Origin of the sequence: Legionella micdadei (assembly GCF_000953635.1) — a bacterium.
Classification (GTDB): domain Bacteria; phylum Pseudomonadota; class Gammaproteobacteria; order Legionellales; family Legionellaceae; genus Tatlockia; species Tatlockia micdadei.
Genome location: NZ_LN614830.1, coordinates 2,499,275 through 2,525,277 on the forward strand (window position 1 = coordinate 2,499,275; position 26,003 = coordinate 2,525,277).

Below are 26,003 nucleotides of genomic sequence, written 5' to 3' on the forward strand. Positions count from 1 at the left end.
TTAGCGGGTAAGATCGGCAAATTTCTACGGACGCAAGCCTCGTATATTTAATAAACTCTCATTGCGGTACAAAAAATCAAAAACTACTTTTTGCATCTAAGATTAAATTCTTCAATTTATCTCGGCGTTGTTGCAAAATGCCTCACCTTCCTCCCCAGCACGAAGTGTGGGGAAAAAGCGGAACCCCCATAAAACCGGAGAGAAAATTGTCATTTTTATCTGCTTTATTTTTTGTCCTGCACAGACTAAAAATGGTTGAATTAATTTGCATAATAACGGCGCATGAGAGTCAATGCCTGCTTTATGCGATCCATTCTTGGTTTTGCATCCGGTGTAGGTTCAGCATGAGGATCAGTAATCGTCACATCTCCCGAAACTTGTAAAGTCGTAAGTCGATCATGCTCTACCACTCCCATGTTGATATAGCTTCCTGCTATCACAAAAGGTAAGCGTCCTTGTTCACGCAACAAATCCTGACCAATGCTATAATCTTGAGTTGGATTCTGGCAATTAAACAAATGGTTAACTAATGTTGGTACTATATCATAACTTGTTGTTAAATATTCAATTGTACGGGGAGATTGACCCGGCCAATGGATAAGCAGTGGTACCTGAATTTGTACTCGGGTAAAATTGCCAGCATGTCCCCAATAATTTTGTTTATTGTCGTTAAACTCTTGGCCATGATCTGCCGTAAAAATAACAATACTATTCTCCAAATAACCTTGTTGTTCAATAGTATTTAGTAGTTTAGCAACTTCCTCGTCATCAAAATTGACCGCATTAAGATAACGATTATAGAAAGGTTGAGGATCAACTTCATTGGTTAAATTAATACGGGAGCATTGGTTCGGTGCAGGTTGATAAGGAGCTGAAAAATTTTGCTCACGGCAAAAACCATGCGGTGCATCGTAGAAAAGGTATAGGAAAAAAGGTGATTTATGATTCTTATCCATCAGAAAATTAATTGCTTTTTGCGTTATATCCCTATCCTTATCGCCAATATTGTCTTTGTGCGACCCATTGATATCAAGATTGGCTAATCCGGTAAAAATCGTTTTATCGAAAGGAGGGTTATACAAAACGCTAGACCAAAAGACGTGGGTTGAGTACCCGTATTTAATCAATAATTCAGTCAGGATAGCGGGAACTTTTTGCTCTAAAGCAGCGGTCCAATAACTACTTGGTATGGAATAAAAAATCGAAAATAATCCTGGTTGCGTTGAATTACCGCCGCTTAAATGATTTTGAAATTGCCAACTTTTCTTAGCAAACCTCTCAACATTAGGCATATATCCTTTTTGCAGATTATCAAAACGAAGCGAATCGACCATGATCAAGATAATATTATAAGAATTAATCGGTTTATCACATCGCATTGGATGGAGAGGATAATTTAACTTGTCAGTAGAAAAAATAGGTTGAGCAAAATTACTTTCGCTAAAGCGGGTTAAAATCAATTTTGCATTTTTTGCAGGGATCAAAGTGCTAATTATTTGATTATATAGGGGTAAATTCGGGATTTGCTGGGTAAAAAGATTATTGTTATTTGTAATCGACAGTGTCAAAGTAAAATAACACACTAGAAAACAACCAGACCAAGCCAGCGAAATGGGTTTACCAATTTTAAGCCGCTCAGCTAGCACAATTTTTTTCCAAACTACCCAAGCAATAAAAATTTCAAATATAAAAACTGTAAAAATCAGTACAGCACAATAAGTTAATTCTTGTGCCGAAAAATCAAACACTTCGTTCCACTGGGTATGAAAAATCAATGACAATATCAAAAAATTAAGATGAAATTTAAACATCAAATAAATGCGAACATCCGCAATCAATAGCACGATACACACTGTGGCTAGGACAACGCTTAAAGACCAAACCAACTTCTTGTTGGGCAAAAAATAAGCTATTAGTAACAAGAATCCTGCTGGGATAAATGCGAGCAGCATCATGTAACTTAAATAATTAAGTATTGCAAAAAGAACGATGATCACTTTCCCTGTCATCGTACTGAAATCAGCTGCTGTGTTGGCAAATAACGTTTTAGACAGGAAAATCGCTTTCAAAAATTCAAAACCTAATAGCCAAAATAGAATTGTATTAGCAAGAAAGAACCAAACGATAAAACGAGCAAGCGCCTCTCTTTTATTCAAATTCATCTATAAGCCCATTTTTAACATTCCAAAAATAATAAGTGATCTTTCAAAATAAGCCAAAGCATTTATCCCGCCGCAAATGCTTCTCCGAAGTTAATACCAACTTAATAATTTTGGTTTAATATATATACATATTATATAAAATATAAACTCCATTAGGGGGAACTATGCATCCTCAAACTAAAAAGAAATTGATTGCTTTTTATCTAAAGCACAAATTTGGTGAAATCTATCAAGAGTCCTGGTTAGATAATATAGCAAACTATGGTTCCCTCGATGAGGCAATTGAGCGGATGGACGATTGGGGACCTAATTTTTTGAAAGTAGCTGAACTTGAACCAACACATCCGAATTTTAGCACTTTTGCTGCCATATTGGATGGCGCTCTCCAATTTTCAAACACTATCCCTCCTGTCTGCACGGGCTATGATGAAGAAAAATTAGATCAACGTATGGATTTGGCAGATGAATTGAAAGGTCTTCCCAACACGGATTACACGCGAAGGGTAGCTCAACATCTTCCAGCAAATCATGATGAAGAATTCGAATATTTAAAAGAAGAGGCGGTTAGAAAGTTATTATCTATTGCAAAACAGACAATGCCTCATCTCAAATTAGATACTTACAAAGATTTGAGAATCGCTATTGAGAATCACGAAAAATTATTAAGTAAGAATAAAGGAAATCAGCAGTTAATTTCCGAATTAAACCTATTAAACGATCTCAACAAAATAGCCCGATTAGAAATCTTTGAGATTCCTAAGCAAGACGGCTCCCCTGCTTATTTTTGTACTCTCCCCGAAAAGGCTGGCGGAGTAACAGAAAAAATATCCCTGATTGGTTTAGATGAAGTAAAACAAAAATTGAGAAACATTCAGCAAGAAGAGGAAATGGGTTTCTCAGAATATACTGATAACCGAAACAACTTTACCTTGTCTACGAAAGCAATTCTTAAACTACCTAAACATGAGAAAACCACTGAAGTCCAACGAGAAGCCATTGCATTGAATATTTCAAGAATATTAGGCTTTACCACGACAAACTCTAATATGGTCCAATTTCAAGGAAAAGCAGCATTGTTCGTCCCTTTCGATCAGATACAACTGCTCAGTGAATTTGCTAGAGGTACCGAAGAAACCGTCGTTCTCCCAAGTGGATTCTCGTTGGAAGCACTCAAAAAAATTGGTGACAAGTACCAGCATTACGCCAGCATTATACCTGTAGGAAATGAACTAAATAGCGATAAATTCATTGAAGACTTAGGCAAGATTGAAGCATTCAGTTACCTATGCAATGACCCTGATTTTATAGGAATGATGGCGGGGCAAAACAAAGGCATAAAAGACGGCCAATCGCTTTATGTGTTTGATCAGGTAACCATGGAGAAAGACAGGTTGGAAATCGACACTCGCTTTAGCCTGGTACCCGTCGGGTTCGGTAGACATACTCGGCATTATAAGGGAAGGAATAGAACGTTAGTGGACGATTCCTCTTTTGATAGCAAGGTAGAGAGCTTTGCTCATTTATTTAAAAGTCAACCCAAAATTAATTTCATGCTTGATGAGGTTATCTCTGCCCATCAAACTAAAATAAGACAAATTGAAAATGCAATTGCAGGCCTTAAATCACAAAGAGTAAAAGGCGAAGAACTCGAGACATTAAAAAAAGAATTGACCGAACTAAAAACGCTAGAAAAAGATGCCATTAAGATAAAAACAGCACTTAACCGACGATTAGACTCCACATTTAAAAATTTCCCCCCACTTAATGGCCATGCAATTACCCCAACTGTTTTTTTGGCTAACAAAAACCTCATAAAATCAAGTTTATTATTAGAAAAATTGGTTAATAATCCTGTTTTATTTTCCGATGATGGTAGACCTTACCGCAATCCATGGACCTATCGTAACACGAACAACATTTTATCGATTCGTGAAAATGCGGGAATGGTTAGCCTTACCTTTGCTAATTTTGATGCTGAGCAATTGATTTACATTTTAGGAAAAAATGGAGTCGATTTGCATAGTTGCAAAAAATCTAAGAATACCCTTCATATTCCTGCTACCGAATTAGCAAAACTTACCGAAACAAGCTTGTTTCCGGCTCTCCGTGCATTTAATCAAAAGGAAGATTATACCAATATCGAAGATTTGCGCCGAATTGCAAAAGGTTATCCTGAAGGTTTACAAGACCTCGCGATTTCCAGAATTGAACATTATAAATTCGAAGTCATGAGTAAAGTTGATCCTGTAGAGAAAGCTAAGGCAATGAAATCAGCGCTGGATGCCATTCAACGCTATTGCGTTCAAGAAACCAATAAAGGATTTTTAAAACACGTTGAACTTAATCTGCAAATGGATATCCAAAAGCAATTAAGACAAATCATTCACGATTTTCACGCTGATGATGAACTTGAAGCCAAAGTAGCCGAAGCGTTTGATGCGGCGGTAAAATTAGATAGACTTGATGATTTTAACCGCGTGTTGATTACGTTCGCAATAAGTCCCGAAGGAAACAAGAAAAATTTGATGACTTATCTAAACAAGTGTATTGATCACGGCCTCAAGGCAACAAACTACAATCTTGCCAAACAGGAAAGTGAGCAAATGCAACAAGAATCCGTTGACCCGCTTAAAATTAAAGCCAAAAAACCAATGGAAAGTCCAGTAAAAATGCTCGACCTCATGGGAGCTAGCTCTTCAGGTGTGGGAGCGCATAAAAAAGAAGAACCCCATTTGGAATTTGACGAGCGACTTGATGAAGAAGACGCCAATCTTGATATTAAAGATTTGCATGACTTAACTCAAACACAACCTCCCGATACCCAAATAGACACCAAGCTTGATAACGATAAACCTACCGACGGAATTCCTATTCAGACAGCTTTTAAATAAATTTTAGCTGAGGGTTGAATGCCAAGACCCTCAGCCTATCTCCCTATTTGAATTTTATTTGATGCAATTTGATCATAATTTGATTAAAATAATAGCTCTTCACCATCTCATTAGGGAAAATTATTGTGAACAATCTTCTGCTCGAGCTTCACTTAAAAAATTTTAGTGACGATCCAACTCAAGAAAATTTCACAAGAGTATTGTCAATCATTGGCGAATATTCTCTTACACAACTTTCCTTATATTGCCTAAATCCAACCATTAGAAGCCTTTTGGACTTACCGGCTTTTGCCCCCTTTTGGCAAAATAAATTAGACGCTTTCAGGATAAAAAGCTCACCCGAGTTTAGATTTAAAAAAGCAGAAAATTTAAGCGAGCTAGAAGTCACCCTCGGCTTTTTTAATTTTATGCAAGCAATGGAAAATCCAGATAAAAGGGAAAACTACTTGAATATTTCTTTGTCATTTCGTTCTTTTCATGCGCTTAAAAAATCAGTAGCCACGCTTTGCGGATTGATAAAACAAAACCAATTTGACACCGCATTTGAAAAATTACCCCTATTGATAGAAAACGCCAAATGGCATGGTACCCCGGGTTATTTACTCATCGCTAACTTATACCTGCACTTTGCTACTTATCTAAGATCCGACGCGGTACGTGCTGAGGCAGCCATCAAATGTGTCTTTACTTATTTAGAAATGGCAAAGCGAGCGGAACCCCACTCGCAAAGCGCTATTCATAACGCTTACTATGGCAAGGGGCTTGTTGAAAGTAGCCAATTCAGATTAGCTACGATTGCGGAAATGCAGAAGGCTTGCCGCGGTTTATTATCGCGCTGGGTATCTGAAGAGATGCTCAGCAGCTCTACTAGTATTGCAGCAAGGCTCTATTCGCAAAATAAACCGCAACGAAGCACCTCTTCACAAACCGAATTTTCAGAATTTCACAAGGCGATTTTAGCTGACTCACCCGAGCTCATTCGTGCTCATTTTGATAAACGTCAACTTGAACAAAAAAATGGCTGGGGAGAAACACCTTTACTTTTTGCCGCACGGCACGGAAAAATAAATAGTGTTCGCTGCTTGTTATCATTAGGCGCAAACCCGCGGGCATCCGTATCCACCAAAGACAATATATTGTCCCCAACAATAGAAGACCAATCTTACGATGCATTACAAATTGCCTTATCTCTAGGAAATAAGGGGATCTGCCGAGTATTGCTTGACCATACCGCTGGGGCAAACAGCCAAACCGATGGATTGCATGCGGAGCAAGATGACACGGATCAACAAGCAAGACTCGAACAGCTCTTTCTCACTCCTGACTGCAAATATTCCCTCGAAAAAATACGCGAACTGTTAGATTTAGGTGCCAGTCCGAATCTCCTTCTCCCTTCAGGGAAAACAGCTTTATCGCATATGCTGTTGGCTGGCAATATTGCTGGCGTGGAGTTATTGATGAATTACGGAGCCTCAGTGAATCAACCCGATGCGGGAGGAGAAACGGTTTTATTTTGTCTTCTTGAAACTAACCTAACAAAAAAGACTCGGGAATGCCTAGAGGTTTATTTTCGACGATTTGCCCATCTTGGAGCAAATATCAATGCCCAAAATACAAAGGGAGAAACCTTACTTATCAAAGCAGTGAAAAATGACGATATCGAGACGGTCCACTTTCTACTCCAGCAAAAAGGAATCGATATCAATCTTGTCGATGATTTTGGCCATGATGCTTCTTTTTATGCATCCAAAAATCCCTGGATTTTTGAACTTATTGCAGCAGCTCGTCAACGGAACTCAATGGACCATCAAACTTCAGCGGGTTCGAAGTATCAATCGGGTAAAGCTCCTTTTTTCTTCTCGAAAGAAATCTCTTCTACGACATCAGGACCAGGACAATCATCCCGCGAAGTACCGATTTTTGGTTAGCCTATCAAATAGTTGACCTTCGCACTGGACGAAAAACCACTACCCCTTAAGAGCCCTTTAGCGTGCCGACTCGGCTCACTACCCATGTCATCCCGAGTATAGCGAGGGATCTCCCTGCAGTGGCACAATCTTTGAAAATAGATATAAATCACGTCTTGACCAGATAATGCTTCTTTACACGTAACCATTGTGTTTTCCTTGCCGAACTAACTTTTGTTTGATACAGGTTTTGTTGAGCAGCTGCCTTTCTGGGCACCGCTATTATGCTTTGCATAACCGTATAATTTTACATGTTTTTCTAATTAATTAGATTAGGTGCTGATTGCCGGAGATCCCTCGCTATGCTCGGGATGACATGGGAATTAAAACCGGGCATGGGTACGCTAACATGCTCTTAAGGATAAGTGGTTTTTCGTCCTGCATTACGATGATTGACATCACTCTGGGTTAATCAGTAACCTTATCATGATGAATAATACGCACCGCAAAGGAGTTGCTAATGCGTTCCTACATGAAGATTTTTTTACCTATCGCCATTCTTTTATTAATTATTTTCAGCAAAGCAATTCAGGCTGATGAGGCTTCTTTTAACACGCTTCAGCCTGGTAAACTCATCGTAGCGACTTATTTTACTAACCCTCCGTTTGAATTCCTCAAGCATGACAAGCAAGTGGGTTTTGAAGTTGATTTGATTAAAGAAATTGCTAAACGATTAAATTTACAACTTGAATTTAAAAATACACAGTGGGAAATAATCATCAATGATTTAAGAGCAAACCACTATGATCTTATCATGGGCGCAATTACTATCACCACCGAACGTGAAAAATTAATTTCCTTCTCCAACCCCTATATGACAACCACCTTGAGTCTTATTATCAATGCCCAAAAAAAACCTCAGGTCAAATCCCTAAATGATTTAAAAAACCTGATTGTCGGTGTTCAAGCAGCCACAACCGATTTTGATATTGCCAAACAAATGAAGGAAAAAGGGGCTATCCAAGGAATAAAAATTTACCCTTTTATTGATTTTAATTCAGCAATTTCTGATCTAGTCGCCGGAAAAATTGGTGCTGTCATGAAAGTCTTTCCAGTCGCTTATTATTATGTCCAGCAGCACCCTGAATTAAAAATTCTGGCTGCAATACCTAATGCTCCACAACCGTTGGGTTTTGGCATTAATAAAAAGAATACTGGATTGGTCTTTGCGGTTAATACCGCACAAGCTGCAATGAAAACCGACGGGACGTATAATAAAATCTATCAAAAATGGTTTGGTTAGAAGAAACACTCAGGTTGTGTCCCCGGATCCAGAAATCGCTCTCGATCATTGGACCCGCAGACCTAAGTATAAGCAAATATAATGCCGCTAAGGCATAACAAACCGCTATTGCACTTCGCGGGATGCCTCTAACATCCAACGGGATTTTTCATGTTCTTCGAGCCTATCGGCAAGTAAATTTGCAGTACCCTCATCATTATTTTTTTGCGCAAAAACAAGCGCCTGATTTAAGTCTTTCACCAAAGTATCATGATCTTGTGCTAACTCAGTGACCATTTGGTTGGAATTAAGGCTTGAATCACCATCTTTAATGCGCTTTAAGCTTTCAAATTCCTTAAAAGTGGCTGGTACCTTATGCCCAATCGTGCGGATACGCTCAGCGATCAAATCCACGGCTTCAGCTAACTGATGATATTGTTCATCGAACAATTGGTGCAATCCCTTAAATTGCGGACCTCTGACATGCCAATGATAATTTTGTGTTTTCAAGTATAAGGCATAGGTATCCGCCATGATGATTGCCAATTTTTTTGCTACCTCGCTCATATTAAACTCCTTATTATTTCTATAATTAACAATAGCCAAAAATAATCTTATTGAAAAATCAATTATTTAAATTGATGTAATTGATTTGACCTATCGTACCTTAAAATTGAAACGGGCTAAACTTGGATTCATTCCTTTAATAATAGATAGACTGGAAACAAATTTCCCCCCTATTTTCAAAATTTTGTTAGAATCATTTTTTTATCTATCCGATGATGAGACGCTAATGGACCAACAGCTACTTACCCTTGATGCAGAGGATCTCTATTCGCTGAGTAAAGACTGCAAAAATCTTGCACTTGCCTCGTTAGAATCAGGAAAAGTCATTTATCTACCCTCTTGCTCTTTTCCTTTATTGCCCAGTGAAAAGAATAAGATTTTTTCAGATACACTTCTTGATGGTAAGCATAAAAATGTCAGCTTTGATTACCGTACCAAGCGATTAGGTGGTTTTCATTTAAAAAATGATAATGGCAACTTAGCCGAACTACTAACAATTTTCATGTCTCGTTATGCTGAATTTGCTAAGCAACTTATAGATTTGGTCTTGCCGCATTATCAAGATAGTTTACATTGGGGTAGAACCAGTTATCGGCCTGCAGAAATAAAAGGACGGGCAAGCTCAAAGCGGAAAGATGATACTCGTCTACATGTCGACTCTTTCCCGGCCACGCCTGTGAATGGAAAACGAATATTACGTGTTTTTTCTAATATCAACCCTTTTAATGAACCTAGAATTTGGCATTTAGGCGAACCTTTTCCCCAGGTGCTTAAACGTTTCGCAGCGGATATCCCAAACTATAGCCGTACCCGAGCAAAATTGTTGCATATGATTAAAGCAACAAAAACATTGCGTTCCGCCTATGATCATTATCAGCTTAACTTACATGACAACATGAAGCTTTGTGATGAATATCAACAAACAGTGAGAAAGCAACGAATTGATTTTCCAGCACAAAGCACATGGATCGTGTTCACTGATCAGGTATCCCACGCGGCGTTGGGTGGGCAATTTTTGCTAGAACAAACCTTTTATTTGCCAACCGAAGCCATGGCTAACCCAGAGTTGTCCCCTCTTAAGCAGTGGGAACAAGAGAAAGCTATGGCTTGTGTTTGAACCTGAAGTGGATTAATGAATACTAAAGGTAAGATTCTCTGTGCTTGAGAAGTTGCGGATTAATTTGCTCCTACAGCGCCTTCTTGCGATGGGATCTATTAAAGGGTTAATTCCCTTTAATAGAGGATGCATTAAGTGATTTATCGCTTGAATTCAGTTTTTTTATTCATTTAGGGTATCCAACAATCCTTTTTCTAACTGATTCATCGTATTCTGATAACCAAATTCAGCAATTTTCTCTAAGCATTTAAAGTCAAATAACCCTACTCGTTTGATATTGTGATCTATACAATAATCAGCGCTGTTTGCCATTTGCTGCTGGTGGAACTGGCTACTTATTAGAAGAGACTTCATAAATATGAAATTTAAATTTGGCATATCGATTTTCTTAGCAAAGGGATTCAATTTGTTGATAAGTAATCGTGACCCTTTAATGCTGCCATCGGAGGACTCATACCTATGAATGCTACTGGTTTGTACAATCTGTGATGCAATGATTTTTCCACCATTGTTGATTAATTCCATTTGGTCTACAGGAAGGTTGTTCATCACACAACCATCCACCAAAATTTCCCCTTCTTCATTGATCAAAGGAGGAAAAATTGCAGGTATTGAGAAACTCGCTCTCACTGCACTCCATATTAATCCAGTATTGAATACTTTAAGATTCATGCGGGATAAATTGCACGCCACACAAAAATAGCGGCAACGTAAATTTTCAATATAGGAATTCTCGCCGAATACCTCCCTGAATCCATCGGTAATATTCTTTCCAGTAAAAATTGAAATAAAAGGGATAGTGTATTTATTAACTTTATAGTTTAAACAAAACTGTTTCATTACCTGCAGCATATCTTCATAATTTAAGTGTCTTGCGTATGCAGCAGCGATTACACTTCCCATGCTTGTTCCACCTATCATGTCGATGGATATTTTTTTCTCTTGCAATGCCTTGATTGTTCCTATATGAGCCAAACCACGGGCTCCACCACCGCTTAATACTAAGCAAGTACTTTTTCCGATAATACACCTTGCCAAACGACTATATTCACCTTTTTCATCAATTAATGTGTAATAACCATTTAAATCCCTTCTTGAAATAAAATTCTGTACCTCTGTGGTAATAATCGTGTTTGGATGCTTCACTAAAACGAGCTCTTTGCGATGGATATATTTTTTTTCTTTGAAAATGTACTGTTCTATTAAATTTGGGTGATAACTGCTATTTTCATTCGCTACAAAAATAAGATGATCAGTTTGGTTAATAAACCTGATTGATATATCAGTTAATTCATTATCCAACACATTAATGATGTATTCGTATTTACTTTCATTTTCAAAAAAATCTTCCATGAACTGTTCTCTAGTAACAGATGATTGCTTATCATTTACATGCTCGATTAAAGTTTTCCCATGTTCAGAAAGTGATAAAAATAATTTCTCTGAAAAATTTCTAATTTCTTTAAAATCACCCGAGGGAACCAAGGTAATTGTTTTAATTTTACGCTTATACAATGTAAAAGTTGAGCGATAACAAGCCAACCTTTTTGCATTAATTTTTCCTATATTTGTAATGAAATTTAAAAAAAGATTGTTCGTTAAAACCTTTGTTCTCGATAATCTTATCAGGAGGCTATCTCGCATTGAAATTACATTAGCATTCCGAGGATTTTTAGTAAAAAAAGAGGCCTCTCCAACAACATCAATCGGAGAAATTTCCGCCAAATATATCTCTTGATTTTCTTGTTCCCTTGTAACTACTAAATACCCTTGTAAAAGAATATAAAGATTATCATCGAGTTCGTTCTGTCTAATAAGATATTCATTGCTTTGTAAAACGATGGTATCTCCAACCATGAGTATATTATTAATTTGGTCCTCACTAATACCTTCAAAAGCCGGTATTAAAGCGAGCTTTTTTAATACCTCATCCCAATTTCTAAATCGCCTTTTAAGAACTTCGTCTGTAACTTGTTCAATGAACATAATTATGCCTAATCATAGACCCTAACTTTTAAAATTATAGGCCAGTGGACATTGAATGGATATTAAGCGGACCGCTTTACCCTTCCCATCAAACATCCATTATCTTAGGCTTCAATACCAATCGTAGTGACGCTCTTAGGAATATTGCCCTGCCGCAGATTTTGACAACCCCAAAATGCACCTCTACCAATCAAGCGGACATTTTCAGGAATATTGATTTGTTCCAAATTCGTGCAGTGCAAAAATGCATCCTAATCAATTGAAGTGACGCAAGGAGGGATAATAAAGGAGCCATCTTCGGTGAGATCGTTAATATTTACTTCAATTAAGGTGAAGCCATCATCGCTCAATAACATTGTTTATAAATTCAGGTACCTATATATCTAAGACATTTTCACTTGTAAAATGCTCCCATTTCCGAGAAGGACATCATCATACTATTTAAATCCCTTGCGCAGGAGAGGTGATTCAAAGGAAAATAAAAATTCTGCGCGTAATCTAAAATTGGGTAATGTGAAAAAACTCTAGAATGTTGCCTAATAAAAAATCGACTATCCTTAATCCCGATAGCTGAGCGAAGAGAAGCAAGACCCTCCTAATTTCGTATGAAACTTTATAATCGACAATTAAAAAATTGGATTGAAATTTACACAGATGAATCACCACCTGATTCTTCTTTACAACTCGAGATACCTAGTAAAAAGCCTCATCTGCTTATTGCTTTGCCAGCAAAACTATACACTCACGATTATTTTGCCCATAATTTTTCTAACTTAGAGGATCTTGGCTATACCAAAATTAAAGAGGGTAAATTAATTATTTGCATCACTGGTTCTCTAAAAATTGTTAATGCGATCGAAAAAATTCGTCTGCAACGAAGCTATAGGGGCGAGGAAAACAGAAAGCAAATTGCTCACTTTAGCGAATTACAGCAAACCTTGGAATCAGTGATAAAAAAATCACTACCCCCTAAGAGCAAAAATATTGCGAACTATGAATCAACAGTTGATGAAAATTTAAGACAAATTGCATTATCACGAGCAATTCATAAAGCGCAAAAAGTCAAAAAACAAGAAAGCGGTAAAGAAGAAATTTTCAAAGAAATTCCTTCTGGCCGAAGAATTACAGAAATTGAAGCATTTAATGGATTGTGTTATCGCTTATTATTAAATAGTCAAACGCCGAAAGTGAGAAGTGTACACGATGAAAAAGGAAAGAGGATTGGTGTTTTTTCCCGGGTCATCAAAAACTTCAAATCGCTCCATGATTATTATCGGGAATACGGCTGCTCCCCCTCTCAGGATGAACTTATTCAATCTGGCATTGGCAGGATATTAGCAGCAGCCTATTGTGAAGAAGAGAATGATTTGCACGGCGGGAATATCGGCTTTGATCCAACCCTTCTTCGGTCCTACAAAATCGATCATGATGAAGCAACTTGGCCTTTCACCTCCAAATACCGAAATCTTAACCCCCATTTATCTGATTTTAAGGAAGGTAGAAGGGCTTATGGCATAAAACCCATCGATGCTTTTCCGATTACTCAAAGGGATATTACCAATTTTCCTTATTTAACTGACGCGAAACCAAGAAACTTTCCGGATAAAACTGATTCAGGACGCTTAGATTTGGCAGGCATAGACGAAAATGAAGATTTTATTCGCGATACATTTACAATTTTTCTTAAACGAACCCTTTTTAATGCCCAAATTTATCGCCATATTGCTGAAGCAACCATCGGTAGCGAAAAATTACGTCATGAGTTAGTCGCCCATAAAGCTGCACGCACGAATTTGCTTAAAGCCGAACTAATTAAAAACGAAAAATTTTCACGCTTTATCATAGGTAATCCTCAACTAAAATGGCAAATATTGGCTGAGATTAATGAATATAATCAAGATTACAAACTATCGAGTCCATTGCGCATTGATACCGAGGAAATTTCGAACAAATTTGACGAAGTTATACAGGCCAGTGAGTCATTTTTTTTTGCTAAATTTGATAAGGATATTTCCGAAATATTCTACAAACATTATCGGCCAGAAAATGACTATAAATCTCCCTATCTTTTCAATTCCGAAGAAAGAAAATTCAAAACAGTGGCAAGACTAAGCACCCAACTAAGGGTTAACCGACTTACTGCGGAAAGACTTTTTAATCAGGCACGTATGCGATGGCTTAAGAACCCAGATAATTCTTGGGCACTGGCGCAAGAGACCACAATCAACGAGACTTTGGATAATATTCTAAATAAGCTAATTAATCTCGATGGGAAACTTGGACTTTTAGGTGGGCAAAAACGTCGTTTACAGGATGGTAGGATTATTAAGATTGCCAATGGTGCAGCAGCTATTTTCGATCAAGTAATGAAGTATAAACAAGGAGAAACCCCCTGTATTCAAGAGACATTGAATTCAGTTATTCTTCAAGCAAACGCCTCAAATCAATTTAAAGGACACTCTTTTTTTAATAGGCGACAAAAAGAGACATCCGACTTTTATGAATACATCATGAAATTGGACTATGCTGTTGCCAGCGAAACCGATGATAGTTACCCCCAAGTTACTTGCCTGCCCTCTTTTTCCTAATAAGCCCCCAAATGCAGATTCAAAAATTCTGTCTGTTTTTATTAATCCCGAATAGGATATAATCCGTCCAACTAAAATTTATGCAATATGAACCAGAATACAATGACAGAAAAAACAAAACATGCGAAAACAGAAAGAATACCAAACCAGCCCTCTGCACCAATTGGAATAGCTCTTCAGGAATCTTCTAATCAAGAAGATGATCAAGAGGAGATCACCTCCACTACGGAAACTGAATCACTTCCACAATTAGGGCGAATCGTCGTTAATCAACAAGACGAATTTTTCATTGCTCTGGGAAAAAAGACTTCAGGGAATATCAACGAACGAAATCATGCTTTTATCATGGTAGGGGTAATGAAAGAAGGTAAACCCATTTTATTAGGAAGGTTAGGTAAAACAAACCGGGTTGACCCAGATATTCAGACTCTCATAAGGCTTGGGCAAGAAGTGGAAACACTCGGTAAAACCAATCTCACACGGCGCATTCAACTAAAAGGAAAAATCCTTAAAACAGAGATTAAAACATGTTTTAAAAATTGTTTTTTTGGCACTGAATCAGAGCTTGAAGAGGAATCCCTCCGTCTTTATGGCTCTATCAGTTACGCCGCTTATGCCATTACATTTGAACAATACAAACAATTTTTGCGAATTATCCCTTTCGTGCAAAAATCCCAAGAAATTAGTTGTTTTCAACCTGTTGACACACAAGATGACAAAATCATCCTGGAAAAAAAAGGATTCCCGTATGCAGAAAACCTCAATGATGCAAATACCCAGGAACGAGATATTGTAGCAAGAGCCTGTTATCTTCATCCTAACAATACTTGTCGGCATACAGGCATCGACCTCATTGAATATACGTTGGGGATTCCTCATTTAACTGACAATATCTCCAGACAGTTCTTTGTTAACCTTCCAGTATCAGCGAATTTTTCATGGGGAGTACCTGATAGATATTTTTATGTTTTCCCCCTTCCGCCAGATGGCTATCCAGCAGACGAAACCAAAAAGGCCATATTGACTAAAATATTTCGACGCATGGAGAACCTTCTCAAAAAAGATCCCTACAGTGAGAATACCATTCAAAAATTTGAGGCATTAAAAAATCTTTATAACGAACAAGCAGGTATTCCCGATAATGATATTGAACAAGCACTTAAAAGCATCAGAATATGGAAGAGCACTAATCATGATGTGATTTGCCAATTAAGGGCCCAAAGCTTCTTGGGAAAACTATTTGTGTCAACCTCATCAACTAAAGCCATGGCTGATGATATCGAAGATGCTTTAGAAAGGGATCTAGTATTATAAGAATAAGCCTACAAGCCAGCAACGGTTAGTCCAGTTATCAAGTTTATTCTCAATCAACTAGTTGCTGCGAACAACCCCAATACGTAGGCTTTTTAAACACAAGACTAAGAATAGCATTTTAGCGTTTCTTAGGTATATAATCGCCTTCCTATGCTTGTGCTGGAATTTAGGATATGTCATTAACTGAGCAACTAGTTCAATTTGGCTTTTCAATTAGCCTGTTAGCTAATGCCGCTCTTTTTATTCCGCAAATTATAACTTTATTAAAAACTAAAACAGCGAAAGGCGTATCGCTCATCACTTTTGCAGGCTTTAATGTTATCCAGCTTTTCACGATGCTGCATGGGTTACTCACCGAAGATTATTTACTCGCGGGTGGATATCTTTTAAGTATTATCACCTGTGGCACAGTTTCACTATTGATTATTTATTATCGGTATATGAAAAGGAATTTTAGGGAATAAATAAACATGCACAACAAACCCTCACTGTTTGATATACCCTGCAATATCCTATTCCTCCTTCCTTATTCCGACAACGCAGCACTGGCTAACAAACATCAAAAAATAAATGACCTCTATTTAATTCGAGCAGTAGTTGATTTTGCGGTAAAAGCCCTAGAACTTTTTGTCGCTGGAAATTTACCTGCATTTGATCCGCAAGTAGGTGAAAATCTTTGCCAAATCAGGGCCTACAAAATTATTCATCTTAGCAAGAAATGGCTCTGCTCAGCGGCAACAACTGCTGAATTTATGCAAGAAATTGAGCATATTAAATCTTATAAACATCAAATTGAAAATGTGATCAATGACTGGGAGAATACCCTTAAACATGCAGCTACTTATAACTGTAATCTTGATGCTGTTGAAAAAACGAGTGAATTTCTCAGTCGACACCAACTCTTGTTTCCCCTGCAAAGAGAATACGCTTTTATCATTGCCTGTTGCTTTCTAACCCATTTTAGTATTCGTAAAGACCACATTCCGATTGCGGTAAACTTAGAACATATTGCGCGAGAATTTCATATTTCTAAATACCGAGCCAAGCGCCTTAGCCACCGATATCAACAACTTATTTGCGAATTAGGGTGTGATTTTATCCAAGAAATCGCGCAAGAGTTACCTGCCCAATTCGGTTATCCAGACATTTTACCTAAACTTTGTCAAATAGCAGACGAAGACAGAATGGTTTTACCTTGCTACACTGTGAGTGAAATCATTTTTTACCACAGTATCCAACAAAAAATACCGGTTTTATTAATTGTGAAGCGCTTAAACCAATCCTCAGCAACCACACCAGACGTTATTTATTTCTTACTTCTTGGTAAAGAAGAATCAACAGATTATGACCTGGTAAGCTGTAATTCCTATTTGGAGGAACATTGCCTGATCGTTGCAGGGGAAATGCTTTATGAAGAGGAATCGATTAAAAATTATATCAACCGCGTCTTAACAGAAAATCCGTTAAAAATAATTTTAGCTAATACAGCCAGTCATCCGCAGTATTCAGGAAAACGGTTGGAAGCATTAAGGGATGACCCTTTTTCATGGCTCCAGAATAATGCTTTGATAGCTCGGCATGCAAAAAACTTAACAAATCTGAGGCGTTTTGCTTTAGAGGCTGGTTGCTCAAAAGAAAATCAAACTATGTTTTTCTTAAAACACATTTATGTTAATAAACTAAAGGATGAGATAAAGCAATTGCACACTCAGTATCCTGGCGAGGCTTTTGAAGCTCATGCAATGCTGAATCCATAAAATAGACTTCTATCCAGGAGAATTTATGGCTTTGAATTACGATAGTCTTCTTAAGCAGTTTGATTTGTACAGGCAAATTATTGAGCGGATGCCCGTACATATCTATTGGAAAGATAATCAATTTCGCTACTTAGCTTGTAATGAACTGCAAGCCAGAAGCGCGGGACTTTCTTCGCCAACAGAAATCGTCGGCAAAACTGACTTTGAGCTTTATCCGAAAAGGCAAGCCTATGAAATTAGAAAAAACGATATGGAAGTCATTGCTACAGGCTTACCTTGTATCTTTGAAGAAGAGGGTTTAGAACTTGGTAATATACATTCTATCTATTTGACGCAGAAAATCCCCTTATTCAATAACGAAGGTGAAATCATTGGTTTGGCAGGAATTTCCATCAACATTACCGAAAGGAAGGCACAAGAAGAAAAAAACCGAATTGAAAAAGAAGAAGCTGAGCTTACTTTGGCCAGTATCCTCGACAATTTGCCAGGTCATGTCTACTGGAAAAATACAGATTCGGTCTATCAAGGTTGTAATTTTGCCCAAGCAAAATCAGCAGGCTTTTCTCACCCAAAATTGATGATAGGGAAAACTGACTATGAAATGCCTTGGAGTCATGATGCCCACTCGCTCAGGGAATCTGACTTAGCAGTAATGAATAGCCGGCAAACGTTGACCCGTGAAGAAGCATCTCAGCTTGCTAATTCCGACGAGGTGTCTATTTTCTTATCCAAGAAATCCCCTTTATTTAATAAAAATGGTGAAGTTGTTGGGATTTTAGGGATTTCTTTTGATATCACCGAACGCAAAAAGATAGAAGAAGCGCTGAGTAAATCGCAAATTGCTGCCGAGGCAGCCAATCAAGCCAAAACAGAATTTTTACGCAACATGGAGCATCAACTTAGAACACCGTTTAGCGGCATCTATAGTATGGTTGAGTTTTTGGCTGAGACAGAAGCTGATCTTGAGAGAAAAGAACAGCTTGAAATTACTTACCTTTCAGCCAAAGAATTTATAGAATTCCTTGACGATATATTAGATTTTACCCGTAATCCTTCAGAAAATTTACCCATACTTGCTAAGAAATTCGACCTAAAAAAAATCATTGAAAAGATTATTTGCATGGAAAGGGCAGCTGCAACCATTAAACAACTCGATCTAAATAGTGATTATCCAAACGATATACCCACTGTTTTTATTGGTGATCCACCCCGGATTCAACGCATCATCATGAACTTATTAAGCAACGCGATTAAATTTACGGATAAAGGCAGCATTCAAGTGAGTGTGAGGATGGGGAAACAAATTGACGAACGAAATTTTATACTGCAATTATTAGTTGCAGATACCGGTATCGGTATATCCCCAGATAAGCAAAATCTCATCTATGAAAAATTCTACCGCCTACATCCAGCGAATCAAAACAAATACAAAGGAGCAGGTTTAGGTTTGCATATTGTTAAGCAGCTTGTCGAAGAGTTGGAGGGAGAAATTGATGTTATCAGCAGCCCTGAAACAGGAACGACTTTCATCTGTACACTGCCTTTTAAACGACCTTTACTTGACGAGATAGTTGACTGACAGCTTATTGGATACTCAACACTGTCACCAGTTCTATCAGGGAGATTCTTCGCTATGCCCAGGACGACATAACCGTTACAATTCTTTTCAACTTAAAAATTGTCAAGTTCAGCCAACAATTGTATAAATAACGTTTTAGTACTGATGGAATTGATGTTAGATTAATCTTAATCCCAAAGGATAGCGTTAATTGAAAGGAAAATGAATGACTCATCCTATCCACGTGCTTGTAGTAGAAGATACTCTCATTGCCCAGATGGTTGCTAAAGCACAATTAGCAAAACTTGGCTGCCTTGTGGATATCGCATCAAATGGAAAAATTGCCTTGGAAAAAACAATGACCTTTTCTTATGATCTCATTTTAATGGACATCGGACTAGGCGAAGGGCCGGATGGTTTTGAAGTCGCTACTTTAATTAAAAAACAAAGCACTATCAATAAAAACACACCAATCATTGCTGTTACCGCGCATGGCGAACCTGATTATGCTAAAAAAGCGCTCGCTGTCGGGATAGAAAGATATTTTAACAAACCATTTACCCCGGCCAGTGCTAAGGCAATTCTTTATCATCTTGAAAACAAGTCACTAGAGGCATGTGAATAAGAGCGGTTGCTTATATCCGCTCCTATACCACGGCTCGGATATTTAACTTAAACCTTGCACCCGATTACCTGATTAGATTTGAATAAGAGCTGTCTATTTCCAACTGCGGGTTACCTACTCAGTTAGATTGGCTGCTTGCAGCACGTTCGCGAATGTACTTCAAAGCAAAATCCAAACGTGATAGTGTGCGTTGCTTGCCCAGTAAATTGAGCGTCATTGCTATAGCCGGCGACACGCTGCTGCCGGTTACAGCTACGCGAAGTGGTTGAGCAATTTTACTCATATTAACATCAAATTCAGCACTTACATCATTGATGCACTGCTGCAATGATTCACTATCCCAATGCTCAAGCTGATGCAGTAACTTATAGAGCGCTTCCAATGGTTCTAATACGACAGGGCGTAAGTGTTTTTTCACTGCATCGTTATCATATTCAATCGCATCCTCATAAAAATAACGGCTTCCATTACATATCTCAGCTAAAGTCTTATAACGCTCTGCTTGGATAGAAACCAATTCAGTCAAGGATGGGCCATTTCCTGTATCAATACCTTGACTTTGAAAATGCCATTGCAGAGCTTGGGCAACCGTCTCAGGCGGATCATTTTTTTGATAATGTTGGTTTAACCAATACAGTTTATCGTAATTAAAGCTTGATACCCCTCGGCTAACATTTCTCAGATCAAAATATTCAATCATTTCGTCAATGCTGAAAATTTCCTGGTCTTTGTAGGACCAGCCCAGGCGCACAAGATAATTCAATAAAGCATGAGGTAATACCCCTAATTCTTTAAATTGCAAAACGCTTACCGCACCATGCCTTTTGGATAGGCGTTTACCGTCATCACCCAGAATCATTGGTAAATGGGCAAAAACCGGTATGGGTGCATTAAGCGCATTGAATAAGTTAATTTGCCGGGGAGTATTATTAATATGGTCATCGCCACGGATTACATGGGTAATTTGCATATCCCAATCATCAATGACCACAGCAAAATTGTAAGTTGGATGGCCATCCGAGCGAATGAGTATCAAATCATCCAGCTCACTATTTTCAACATTGATATTACCGTAAACCACATCACTGAATGAAACAACGCCCGTCTGCGGATTTCTAAATCGTATGACATAAGGTTCATTACCCACGGGTAAATTCTTGTCACGGCAATGGCCGTCATAGCGGGGCTTCTGCTTCGCAGCAAGCTGTGATTCCCGCAAAGCATCCAAACGCTCTTTGCTGCACACGCAACGATAGGCCTTACCTTCATTAAGCAATTGTTCTGCGATTTTTTGATAGCGGGAATAACGTTCAGTTTGGTAATAAGGTCCTTCATCATGATCAAGGCCTAGCCATGCCATGCCATCAAGAATGGCTTGGACAGATTCCTGTGTGGAACGCTCTTGATCTGTGTCTTCAATGCGCAACACAAATTGACCTTTATGATGTTTTGCATATAACCAAGAAAATAAAGCAGTGCGTACACCGCCAACATGTAAAAACCCGGTAGGGCTTGGGGCAAACCGTGTTCTAACTACCATCAGGTGCTCCGTTGTAAGCAATAAGCAGAAATAGCATTTTGAAGTATCTTGAGTATATAATATCTAACTTTCTGAGCAACGCAAAATAAATGAATGCACCTTAATTCCTTACATCAATTAACAACAAATCTGCTAATCAGATAATTTTGCCATCACTATGAAAAGACTCGGCATCAAATACCAGCTGCGCATCACTACGTTAATACCAGTACTTTTGGTCGCCCTCCTCTTTGCCGTATTCTTTAATGGCCAATTTAATAAAGATTTAAATCAGCACATGTCACGTTTAGGTGAAGCATATATTCGCCAATTATTACCCGCTGCCCAATTCGCAATGTTGCGCAACGATAGTCGAACATTGCAAGGTTTAATCAATGCGTCAACAGTGAATCCCGAGGTCAAGGCCTTGGCCTTTTACAACGCCCAGGGACAATTGCTTGCGTATCGGGGGGGCAAACATTCCATTCATAAGCCTTTTAAACCACCGGAATTCACTGGTGATTATATTGAGAGCAAGCAAATCAAACCTTACACAATTAATTTCACTGCTCCTATCACCATTCCTAAGTTTAATCTTTATTCAACCACGCCCTTTAAAGCACTAACTAACCCTATTGCCTTGCAAGCCGATGATATTTTAGGTTGGCTTTCCCTTGATATTGACACGCAATCAATGCTTATCATGCAATATCGCATGTATATCGTGACCATTTTCATTATTTTGCTTGGCTTGCTAATGAGTTTAACCATCCATTATTTCTTATCCAAGCGAATCTACCTGCCTATTTCTCGTCTTAGACGCAGTATGAAACAAATCTTAAGTAATGAATTTGAAACGCACATTAATGTCTCAAGCCCAGGTGAATTAGGCATTATTGAGCGGGGTTGCGCCCATTTACAAAGACAGTACTTAAATATTGTTAATGATTTAAATCATCACATCGAAGTTGCAACCGCAGACTTGCAGCAAAGCTTAGAATTATTGGAAGAGAAAAATATTGAACTCTCATTAGAGAAGAAAAAAGCAGAGGAAAAAAGCAGGCAAAAATCAGAGTTTATTGCCAACATGAGTCATGAAATTCGCACCCCAATGAATGGGGTAATCGGATTTACTAACGTCTTACTCGAATCAAAATTAGATAGTCTGCAGCTTGATTACGTCAAAACAATTAAATCCTCTGCGCAAGATTTATTGGCCATCATTAACGATATTCTCGATTACTCTAAAATGGATGCCGGCAAATTGCATTTGGATTGTATACCCCTCGACATTCGTGCCTGCATCGATGAGGTATTAGCCCTCACTGCGCCTAATGCCCACAAAAAAGGAGTCGATTTAATCCCTTCAACGGCCGTAAATGTACCTAAAACAGTACCGGGCGATCCTTTGCGTATTAAACAGATTATTACCAATCTAGTCAGCAATGCCGTTAAGTTTACCGATCGAGGCTACGTGCTTATCCGTACTACGATTGAACAAGAGACGGAAAAGGATTATACGCTCTGTATCTCGGTTACCGACACTGGGATTGGCATTTCCGGTGAAGATCAAACCAAATTATTTAATGCATTTAACCAAGCAGACACAACAATCACCCGTCGCTACGGCGGGTCTGGCTTAGGCTTAGTCATCTGCAAAAAATTAGTTGAAACCATGCAGGGACGAATAACCCTAACAAGTGAAGTGAATAAAGGATCAACTTTTGCGGTACGAATCAAACTTGAAAAATTAGCTGCTTATGAAGTTGAAAAGCATCAAAGCCAGCGTTTCGATAATCTAAAAGCCCTTTGTTATGATGACAATCCCCTATATTTAGAGGCCCTGTGTAATGGATTAGGTTACTGGGGTATTGAAACTGTCCCTGTCAGTTCCTTTAATCAACTTGAAGCAGCCTTTGCTAAACACAGCGATTGCACGCTTGCCTTCATTAACGTGAATGAAGGTTGTGAAAAACAAATAGCTCAGACATTACGCAAACAGTCCATTTCTTGCGTGCTGATTTCTAAATGGCTTATCCATGATCCTCAAGCACTTGGCGCCCAGGCCTTCTTGTTCAAACCAATTAGTATTCAAAAACTGCATGAGACCATTGAATTTTTACTCAACCAAGCCTCGCAAACCCCTGCAACAGATCATGAACTAGACAACCTGCGGTCTCAACTTCGTATCGCCCATCCTGAATTGTTAATTGCAGAAGATAATCCAGTCAATCGCATGTTACTCAATTCGCTACTCAGCGAACACACAAATATTGAAACCGTGGATAATGGGGAGGAAGCAGTAAAAGCCTGTCAGAGTAAACGGTACAATGTCATTTTGCTTGATTTACAAATGCCCAAAATCAATGGACTCGATGCAGCACGCTTGATTCGCCAGGAATCCATGTTGAATAAGCAAACTCCAATTGTCGTCATCAGTGCAAATAGTTCGGATTTAAATAAAGAGCGGTTAGAAAAATCAGGTGTTGATCTCTGCTTGCAAAAGCCCATTGATGAAAAACAACTTCTTAACCATCTTTTGCTCTTTCTAAAAAAATCAAAACCAGCAGCCATTGATTGGCAGCTCTGCGTGCAAAAAGTTTCAGGAAATCAAGCTCTAGCTGAGGAATTTCTTGCTCGTTTCGTTGATGAATTACACAAAAATCGAGAAGAGTTCCTGCAATTATTACATGATAAAAACATCAAAGGATTGGAAAGTGCCGCCCATAAATTACATGGTGCTTGTTGTTTCTGTGGTGTACCCCATTTACAAACCCAAGTTATCCAGCTTGAAAAACTAGCTAAGCGCGCAAAAAATATCGAAGAATTAAAACCAGCGTTTACCGAACTTATTAAAAGTATTGATGAGGTTATTGATGAATTTAATGATCTCTATCAAACTAATTCCTCTGACTAACGAAGTGGTTCACGGAGATTTTATGTCAATTAAAAATGCAATTTATGCTCAATCCGGTGGAGTAACCGCTGTGATTAACGCTTCTGCTTGTGGCGTTATTCAAACAGCAAGATTACACCCAGAAAAAATAGGGAAAGTTTTTGCAGCGCAAAACGGTATCATTGGCGCTCTTAATGAGCAATTAATTGATACCTCGCTTGAATCTGACGCAGATATTGCCGCACTCATGCACACCCCCTCTGGCGCTTTTGGCTCATGCCGCTACAAATTAAAAGATGATGGTGCCGAATACGAGCGGTTGCTTGATGTTTTTAAAGCGCACAATATTGGCTATTTTTTCTACAACGGCGGGGGCGACTCACAAGATACCGCGCATAAGGTTTCCAAATTGAGCAGTAAAATGGGTTACCCCATTACCTGCATCGGAATTCCCAAAACGGTGGATAATGATTTACCCTTTACCGATAATTGCCCTGGTTTTGGATCTGTCGCCAAATATGTGGCCGTATCCACACTGGAAGCAGGATTTGATGTTGCATCAATGGCCGCCTCTTCAACAAAAGTGTTTATCCTTGAAGTGATGGGGCGCCATGCCGGTTGGATTGCTGCCGCAAGTGGTTTAGCAGGACATCGTGTAGAAGAACCGCCCCATATTATTTTATTCCCCGAAATTCCTTTCGAATCTCAACGCTTTCTCAATAAAGTTAAAGAATGCGTGAAAAATTACGGCTATTGCGTCGTTGTTGTTTCAGAAGGTATCCGTAATGCGGAGGGTAAATTTTTAAGCGAAGCTGGATTACGCGATGCTTTTGGGCATGCACAACTCGGTGGAGTAGCACCCGTGTTAGCCCAACTGGTTAAAGACGAGTTGGGATATAAATACCATTGGGCAGTCGCTGATTATTTACAACGTGCTGCCCGCCATATCGCCTCACAAGTCGATGTTGAACAAGCTTACGCCTTAGGCAAAGCAGCAGTTGAATTAGCGATCAGCGGCCATAATGCGATTATGCCTATTATTAAACGGGAACAGGATTCACCTTACCGCTGGTCAATAGGCCATGTTCCATTAGCTGATGTAGCTAACCAAGAGAGGGCGATGCCTCCAGAATTTATTGCCCCAGATGGCATGGGTATTACCGAATCTTGTCGACGTTATTTAGCCCCCTTGATTCAGGGAGAAGCTTATCCGCCTTATAAAGAAGGGGTACCCGTTTATATCAGGCTGAAAAACAAGTTAGCCGAGCAGAAGTTATAAAAAGAATCACGCCGTATGAATTTACTTCATACGGCGTGTTTAGCAATCCTTGCAAAAAGGATCGACCTTCATTCAAACGCGGTATTAAAATTATTGATTTGGGCAACCGGACTGGTGATACAAGACAAGTGCATTATAAATGCCTTGATAATCTGCAAACGCGGTTTTATTTGCTTTAATATCATCAAAAACAGTATTTGTGCGCTTACAATCTCCTATGTCGGTGATATTTGTGTGATCGCCATTGGCTTTTTTGTAAGCCATAAAGCTCTTGCCACAATGAAGATGAGGGCGTTTTGACGATGCATTCCCTAAATACTCCATGTTTCCGCAAAATTCTTTCTTAAAGTCAACATTGACCAAGTTTATGTGGGCACTCGAAGCAATGGGAGCTAATGCAATTAAGCAAGCTGCCACAATAGAAATTTTTCTCATTTTGTTTCCTAAAAAGATTTTAAGATGAAAAAAATATCATGTTCTTACCACATTTCCAAGATTAGTGTTCAACAGGGGTGCCCAACCTCGCAGCGAATGGCCAAATTTGTCGCATCTGGT

At 38.6% G+C, this 26,003-nt stretch carries 18 protein-coding genes; 12 read left to right on the plus strand and 6 right to left on the minus strand.

The window, feature by feature from the left end; all coding sequences use genetic code 11:
* Window positions 1-260 precede the first annotated feature (260 nt).
* On the minus strand, window positions 261-2,162 hold the full coding sequence (locus tag LMI_RS11150) for a DUF3413 domain-containing protein (RefSeq protein WP_045099867.1): 1,902 nt from the start codon (window positions 2,160-2,162) through the stop codon (window positions 261-263).
* Between the two features lie 164 nt (window positions 2,163-2,326).
* Between LMI_RS11150 and LMI_RS11155 the strand changes: the two genes are divergently transcribed.
* From LMI_RS11155 to LMI_RS11165, 3 genes are all read left to right on the plus strand, one after another.
* On the plus strand, window positions 2,327-5,053 hold the full coding sequence (locus tag LMI_RS11155) for a hypothetical protein (protein ID WP_045099868.1): 2,727 nt from the start codon (window positions 2,327-2,329) through the stop codon (window positions 5,051-5,053).
* A 125-nt stretch (window positions 5,054-5,178) separates the two neighbouring features.
* The gene (locus tag LMI_RS11160; RefSeq protein ID WP_045099869.1) at window positions 5,179-6,981 is read left to right on the plus strand and encodes a DUF5630 domain-containing protein; all 1,803 of its coding nucleotides are present in this window, start codon (window positions 5,179-5,181) and stop codon (window positions 6,979-6,981) included.
* 499 nt (window positions 6,982-7,480) lie between these two features.
* The gene (locus LMI_RS11165) at window positions 7,481-8,263 is read left to right on the plus strand and encodes an ABC transporter substrate-binding protein (RefSeq protein ID WP_045099870.1); all 783 of its coding nucleotides are present in this window, start codon (window positions 7,481-7,483) and stop codon (window positions 8,261-8,263) included.
* Window positions 8,264-8,368: 105 nt separating this feature from the next.
* Here LMI_RS11165 and LMI_RS11170 read toward each other — a convergent pair whose 3' ends face one another.
* On the minus strand, window positions 8,369-8,809 hold the full coding sequence (locus tag LMI_RS11170) for a Dps family protein (protein WP_045099871.1): 441 nt from the start codon (window positions 8,807-8,809) through the stop codon (window positions 8,369-8,371).
* Between the two features lie 226 nt (window positions 8,810-9,035).
* On the opposite strand from LMI_RS11170, the gene kdoO reads away from it, so the two are divergent.
* The gene (gene kdoO / locus LMI_RS11175) at window positions 9,036-9,926 is read left to right on the plus strand and encodes a Kdo hydroxylase KdoO (protein ID WP_082050740.1); all 891 of its coding nucleotides are present in this window, start codon (window positions 9,036-9,038) and stop codon (window positions 9,924-9,926) included.
* A gap of 162 nt (window positions 9,927-10,088) precedes the next feature.
* Here kdoO and LMI_RS11180 read toward each other — a convergent pair whose 3' ends face one another.
* Together LMI_RS11180 and LMI_RS15830 are read right to left on the minus strand one after the other, a co-directional pair.
* Window positions 10,089-11,912: a cyclic nucleotide-binding and patatin-like phospholipase domain-containing protein gene (locus LMI_RS11180; RefSeq protein WP_045099872.1), complete on the minus strand. Its 1,824-nt coding sequence runs from the start codon at window positions 11,910-11,912 to the stop codon at window positions 10,089-10,091.
* 104 nt (window positions 11,913-12,016) lie between these two features.
* Entirely contained in the window at window positions 12,017-12,154 is a 138-nt protein-coding gene (locus tag LMI_RS15830) for a leucine-rich repeat protein (RefSeq protein WP_082050741.1), read from the minus strand.
* A gap of 363 nt (window positions 12,155-12,517) precedes the next feature.
* Here LMI_RS15830 and LMI_RS11185 point away from each other — a divergent pair, with 363 nt between their 5' ends.
* From LMI_RS11185 to LMI_RS11210, 6 genes are all read left to right on the plus strand, one after another.
* Entirely contained in the window at window positions 12,518-14,500 is a 1,983-nt protein-coding gene (locus LMI_RS11185) for a hypothetical protein (RefSeq protein ID WP_045099873.1), read from the plus strand.
* Window positions 14,501-14,602: 102 nt separating this feature from the next.
* Window positions 14,603-15,814, plus strand: a complete 1,212-nt coding sequence (locus LMI_RS11190) for a hypothetical protein (RefSeq protein WP_143000991.1) — start codon at window positions 14,603-14,605, stop codon at window positions 15,812-15,814.
* A gap of 173 nt (window positions 15,815-15,987) precedes the next feature.
* On the plus strand, window positions 15,988-16,278 hold the full coding sequence (locus tag LMI_RS11195) for a SemiSWEET family sugar transporter (protein WP_045099875.1): 291 nt from the start codon (window positions 15,988-15,990) through the stop codon (window positions 16,276-16,278).
* A gap of 6 nt (window positions 16,279-16,284) precedes the next feature.
* Window positions 16,285-17,571 (plus strand): hypothetical protein, encoded by a 1,287-nt coding sequence (locus LMI_RS11200; RefSeq protein WP_045099876.1) that lies wholly within the window; start codon window positions 16,285-16,287, stop codon window positions 17,569-17,571.
* Window positions 17,572-17,596: 25 nt separating this feature from the next.
* The gene (locus tag LMI_RS11205) at window positions 17,597-19,150 is read left to right on the plus strand and encodes a PAS domain-containing sensor histidine kinase (protein ID WP_052679550.1); all 1,554 of its coding nucleotides are present in this window, start codon (window positions 17,597-17,599) and stop codon (window positions 19,148-19,150) included.
* Window positions 19,151-19,355: 205 nt separating this feature from the next.
* Window positions 19,356-19,754 (plus strand): response regulator, encoded by a 399-nt coding sequence (locus tag LMI_RS11210; RefSeq protein WP_052679551.1) that lies wholly within the window; start codon window positions 19,356-19,358, stop codon window positions 19,752-19,754.
* A 118-nt stretch (window positions 19,755-19,872) separates the two neighbouring features.
* Here the strand turns inward: LMI_RS11210 and gltX are convergent, their stop codons facing one another.
* On the minus strand, window positions 19,873-21,294 hold the full coding sequence (gene gltX, locus LMI_RS11215; RefSeq protein ID WP_045099877.1) for a glutamate--tRNA ligase: 1,422 nt from the start codon (window positions 21,292-21,294) through the stop codon (window positions 19,873-19,875).
* Between the two features lie 157 nt (window positions 21,295-21,451).
* Between gltX and letS the strand changes: the two genes are divergently transcribed.
* Window positions 21,452-24,190: a two-component system sensor histidine kinase LetS gene (gene letS, locus LMI_RS11220; RefSeq protein WP_045099878.1), complete on the plus strand. Its 2,739-nt coding sequence runs from the start codon at window positions 21,452-21,454 to the stop codon at window positions 24,188-24,190.
* A 22-nt stretch (window positions 24,191-24,212) separates the two neighbouring features.
* Complete coding sequence (locus tag LMI_RS11225) at window positions 24,213-25,448, plus strand: 6-phosphofructokinase (RefSeq protein WP_045100733.1); 1,236 nt, start codon at window positions 24,213-24,215, stop codon at window positions 25,446-25,448.
* Window positions 25,449-25,538: 90 nt separating this feature from the next.
* Here LMI_RS11225 and LMI_RS11230 read toward each other — a convergent pair whose 3' ends face one another.
* The gene (locus tag LMI_RS11230; RefSeq protein WP_052679552.1) at window positions 25,539-25,883 is read right to left on the minus strand and encodes a hypothetical protein; all 345 of its coding nucleotides are present in this window, start codon (window positions 25,881-25,883) and stop codon (window positions 25,539-25,541) included.
* Window positions 25,884-26,003: the final 120 nt, after the last annotated feature.